Genomic DNA, 3,391 nt, shown 5'->3' with positions numbered 1-3,391 from the left:
GGGACCACAGGAACGCCGCGAGGGTCTTGCCGGAGCCGGTCGGCGCGACGACGAGCGCGTGCCGGCCCGAGGAGATGGCCTCCCACGCGCCCGCCTGTGCGGGCGTGGGCTCGCGGAACGCGCCGCGGAACCATTCGCGCGTGGCCACGCCAAAACGGTCGAGGACCGCCGCGCCCGGCTCAGCGCGGCGGCCATCTGGGTCCCCGCGCGGGTTCTTGGCCATCACGGAACCATCATCCCGCACCGCACTGACACTTCTGGAGGCCCGAGGCCAACTCCCGGGCTGCGCCGGTCAGTCCTTCGGCGGTGTTCCTCTGCGGAACCAGTATCTCTGGGGTATGAAGAACCAGAAGAGGAAGACGATCGCAAGCAGAGCCAAGCCAAAGGGGTCTGGACGCAACGACCAATGGCCCGTGGCAAACCACAGAAGCCATTGCGCTGACCACAGTCCGCCGACGAACGCTAGATAGGTGTAGGCGCGGCCAGCAAAGGTTCCGGGAGTCTTGGCATCATGCAGGCTCATGGTTGGGGTTCCCTTCAGCAGGCGTCATTCCAGTTAATACCCATCCCGCCCGCCCAAGCTGCGGCTCCGCACGCCGCGCCGACCAGGCCAAAGCTCATGGCACCAACGGCCCCGCAGATCGCTCCAGTAGCGGCCGAGTAACCCGCAGCAGCGAACCAGCCCTGCCAGCACGAAGGACCGTTCCAACCGGCGGTCTGGGCATTGGCCCCGGTGTGGCGCTCGAGAGTACTAGACACGTTGGCGGGCGAAACGGCCGGGCGCTCTGCGGCTTGAACCAACTGAACGACCGGTTGACCCAGCTTGTCCGCCGATACGATGAATTTCTTGCCTTGGATGGACTGGACGAAAGCTCGCGCCTGCGATTCGGTGATCGACGCGGCGAGACCTTCGAGGCCGGTCTTTTCCGCGGCGCCGGTATTCTCTGTCAGGAATGACACGAATTCGGGGCTGGACTTTAATAGGGCGATTCGCCGTTCAAGGCCTGCCGGGTCGACAGCCTTGGCATCAGCTATTGCTCCCTTAACTGGCTTGCCTTTCGGATCGTTGACGGAATCCTTACTGACCCCACGGGACAGGCCGACAGGGGCAGCGTTCACCGTAAGCGACCCTTGTGAGGTGGGTTCATTGGTCCCTTGAGCGACTCCGAGACAATATGACGACGCAGCGATCGCAACCGCAGCCGCAGCCGCACAGAAGCCCTTGGCCAGGTTATTCGTGAACATGCATCCCCCTTGCATTCGAATTTTCACGTCGGGAATGGTGCTATCCGCGGCGCTCCCGATTAGTCAAACAAGATATCTAACGGGCTGTCAATGGAATCGCATATGAGGGAATCGCATAATACTCCGAAAATCAGATCTTCACCCAAGGCCATCGATCCCGTCGGTCGCCAAAACGAAGGCCTCCCCGCCAGCTTGGCGGGGAGGCCTGTGCCCTGAGCGGGGAAAGCGTTACATCGGCTGGAACGCCTTGAGCGTGAGCAGGTGGAGGCCCGCCTCGCTGCACCCGGTCTGCTGGTCGGGGATGAAGAGCGAGCCGTAGTCCTCCGGCGGGTAGATCCGGATGCCCGCGGCCTGCACTTGGGTGCAGCTTCCGCCGTAGAGGCCGGCCTGCGTGTAGCCGAAGTCGGCGGCGCCGGACTGGCCGGGGTTGAGGGTGATGTCGACCACGGGCATGGACCCGTCGCGGTCGGCGGGGGCACCGATCGGAGCGCCGTCCGGGCCGTTCGCGAGCGAGACGCCCGCGAATCCGCTCAGCAGACACGGGGCGCTGCCCGTGTTCTTCAGCACGATCTTGGTGTAGACGTGGCCAGCCGCACCCCCGGCGCCCGGAGCAAGGGACGCGCTGAGCTGCGTCGAGACGCACCGCGCGAGGCCAGCGGCGTTGGATCCGGTGGGCGGCGGGGTCGTGGCGCTCGAGCTCGGTGAAGCCGAGGGGGAGGGGCTCCCCGAGGCACTCGTCGACGCGGACGACGACGGCGCTGGGCTCGAGCTGGTCTGGCTCGCGGAGTTGTTGCCGCACGCGGAGAGGCCCAAGGCGGCGACGAGCAGCGCCGAGGCGAGGACCGGAAGACGCAGGTGGCGGGTCATAGTCCCAGAATTCACTCCAGCCACACCAGCGTCAAGTATCGGCGCGCGCCGCCGCGCTAACCGTTAGATAACGGCGCTTGGCCGGCGAGCCTAGACGCCGGCGGGACTAGGCTCCGGGCCGCACCTCCACCTCGACGGTCTGCACGCTGTTGTTTCCCAAGCCGCGCAGGTTCCACTCGGCCTCGACGGGCTGGACGTTGCCGGCGGCGTCCGTCGCGCGGCACGCAAGCTCGTGGTGCCCCGGCGTGGCGACCCAGGGGAACTGCCACTCCTGCCACGCGTTCGGCCCCACGGGCGGGTCGAGGTGCGCGGCGAGCCACACGCCGTCGATCCCCACCTCGACCCCGGTGATCGCGCCCTCCCCGGACCACGCCCGCCCGCGGAGCATCGTCGGGCCGGCCCCGAGCGTGCGCTGCCGCGTGAGGAAGTCGGGGATGCCCGGCGGAACCATGAGCGAGCGGACCCTGATTCGCCGGACCGGTGTGCCGGCGTCGTCCGCGTCCTTTTGATACACGTAGGCGACTGCCTGCTGGTAGCCCGTGAAGGGCTCGGTGACGGCCTCGATCGAGCGGAGCCATTTGACGCTCGTCATCCCGTACCAGCCGGGGACCAGGAGTCGCACGGGGAAGCCGTGTTGGGGCGGGAGTGGCCGGCCGTTCATCTCGTAGGCGAGCAGAACGCCGTAGGCGGTGGCCTCCTCGACGGTGAGGCTGCGCGCGTAGTCCTGCTCGATGCCGCCCTGGATGCCGCGATCGTTCCCGGTGAACACGAGTTCGACCACGTCCTCCCCGAGCTCCGCCTCCGCGAGGATCGGCGCGAGCGGCGTGCCGGTCCATTCGGCCGTGCCGAAGCCGCCCAGGTCCCACGGCTGGCTGATGGGCCGCGGGTCGAGGCGCGAGCGGCCGTTGCCCGCGCATTCGAGCGTCACGGTCATGGTCTCGCGCGGCCGCCGCAAGAGGTCGCTCAGCGTGAGCTCGAGCGGATGCGCCACCGAGCCCCCGATCCGCAGGCGCCACTCGACGGGGTCGAGGTCCGGGACGTCGAAATGGGTCAGGATGTAGTGCATTCCCGGGGGAGTGATCGGCCAGCGGAGCGCCTCGAGCGGGGCCTCGTGGTTGCGGCCGGCGAGGTGGAGTTCCTCGCGCGTGATCGGCCCGGTCGTGGGGCTCTCGGGGAGCGTGGCGGCCGCTGTCGCGGCCGGGGCAGGAGTTGGCGCGGGCGCTGCGGAATGGTGCTGCGGCCGGTGCTGGGAGGTTATTTTGGCTCGCATGCAGCCAGT

The 3,391-nt window shown here is 67.9% G+C and carries 5 protein-coding genes; all 5 read right to left on the bottom strand.

Features of this window, described 5'->3' with window-relative positions; genetic code table 11:
- On the bottom strand, window positions 1–223 hold a 223-nt coding region (locus ACLN58_RS19815), incomplete at its 3' end, for a DEAD/DEAH box helicase (protein WP_415856951.1).
- 69 nt (window positions 224–292) lie between these two features.
- On the bottom strand, window positions 293–523 hold the full coding sequence (locus ACLN58_RS19810; protein ID WP_415856950.1) for a hypothetical protein: 231 nt from the start codon (window positions 521–523) through the stop codon (window positions 293–295).
- A 14-nt stretch (window positions 524–537) separates the two neighbouring features.
- Window positions 538–1,245, bottom strand: a complete 708-nt coding sequence (locus ACLN58_RS19805) for a hypothetical protein (protein ID WP_415856949.1) — start codon at window positions 1,243–1,245, stop codon at window positions 538–540.
- A 228-nt stretch (window positions 1,246–1,473) separates the two neighbouring features.
- Window positions 1,474–2,112, bottom strand: coding sequence for a DUF4232 domain-containing protein (locus ACLN58_RS19800; protein ID WP_415856948.1), 639 nt, complete (start codon window positions 2,110–2,112; stop codon window positions 1,474–1,476).
- 106 nt (window positions 2,113–2,218) lie between these two features.
- On the bottom strand, window positions 2,219–3,382 hold the full coding sequence (locus ACLN58_RS19795) for a sulfite oxidase (RefSeq protein WP_415856952.1): 1,164 nt from the start codon (window positions 3,380–3,382) through the stop codon (window positions 2,219–2,221).
- Window positions 3,383–3,391 lie beyond the last annotated feature (9 nt).

Origin of the sequence: Sinomonas sp. G460-2 (assembly GCF_047759905.1) — a bacterium.
GTDB lineage: Bacteria > Actinomycetota > Actinomycetes > Actinomycetales > Micrococcaceae > Sinomonas.
The sequence above is the reverse complement of the archived record's forward strand: the minus strand, read 5'-3'. Positions and strand labels throughout refer to the sequence as shown.

Coding starts and splice junctions, on each gene's coding strand:
- ACLN58_RS19810 (WP_415856950.1), bottom strand. CDS start 523: ATGAGCCTGCATGATGCCAAGACTCCCGGAACCTTTGCTGGCCGCGCC.
- ACLN58_RS19805 (WP_415856949.1), bottom strand. CDS start 1,245: ATGTTCACGAATAACCTGGCCAAGGGCTTCTGTGCGGCTGCGGCTGCG.
- ACLN58_RS19800 (WP_415856948.1), bottom strand. CDS start 2,112: ATGACCCGCCACCTGCGTCTTCCGGTCCTCGCCTCGGCGCTGCTCGTC.
- ACLN58_RS19795 (WP_415856952.1), bottom strand. CDS start 3,382: ATGCGAGCCAAAATAACCTCCCAGCACCGGCCGCAGCACCATTCCGCA.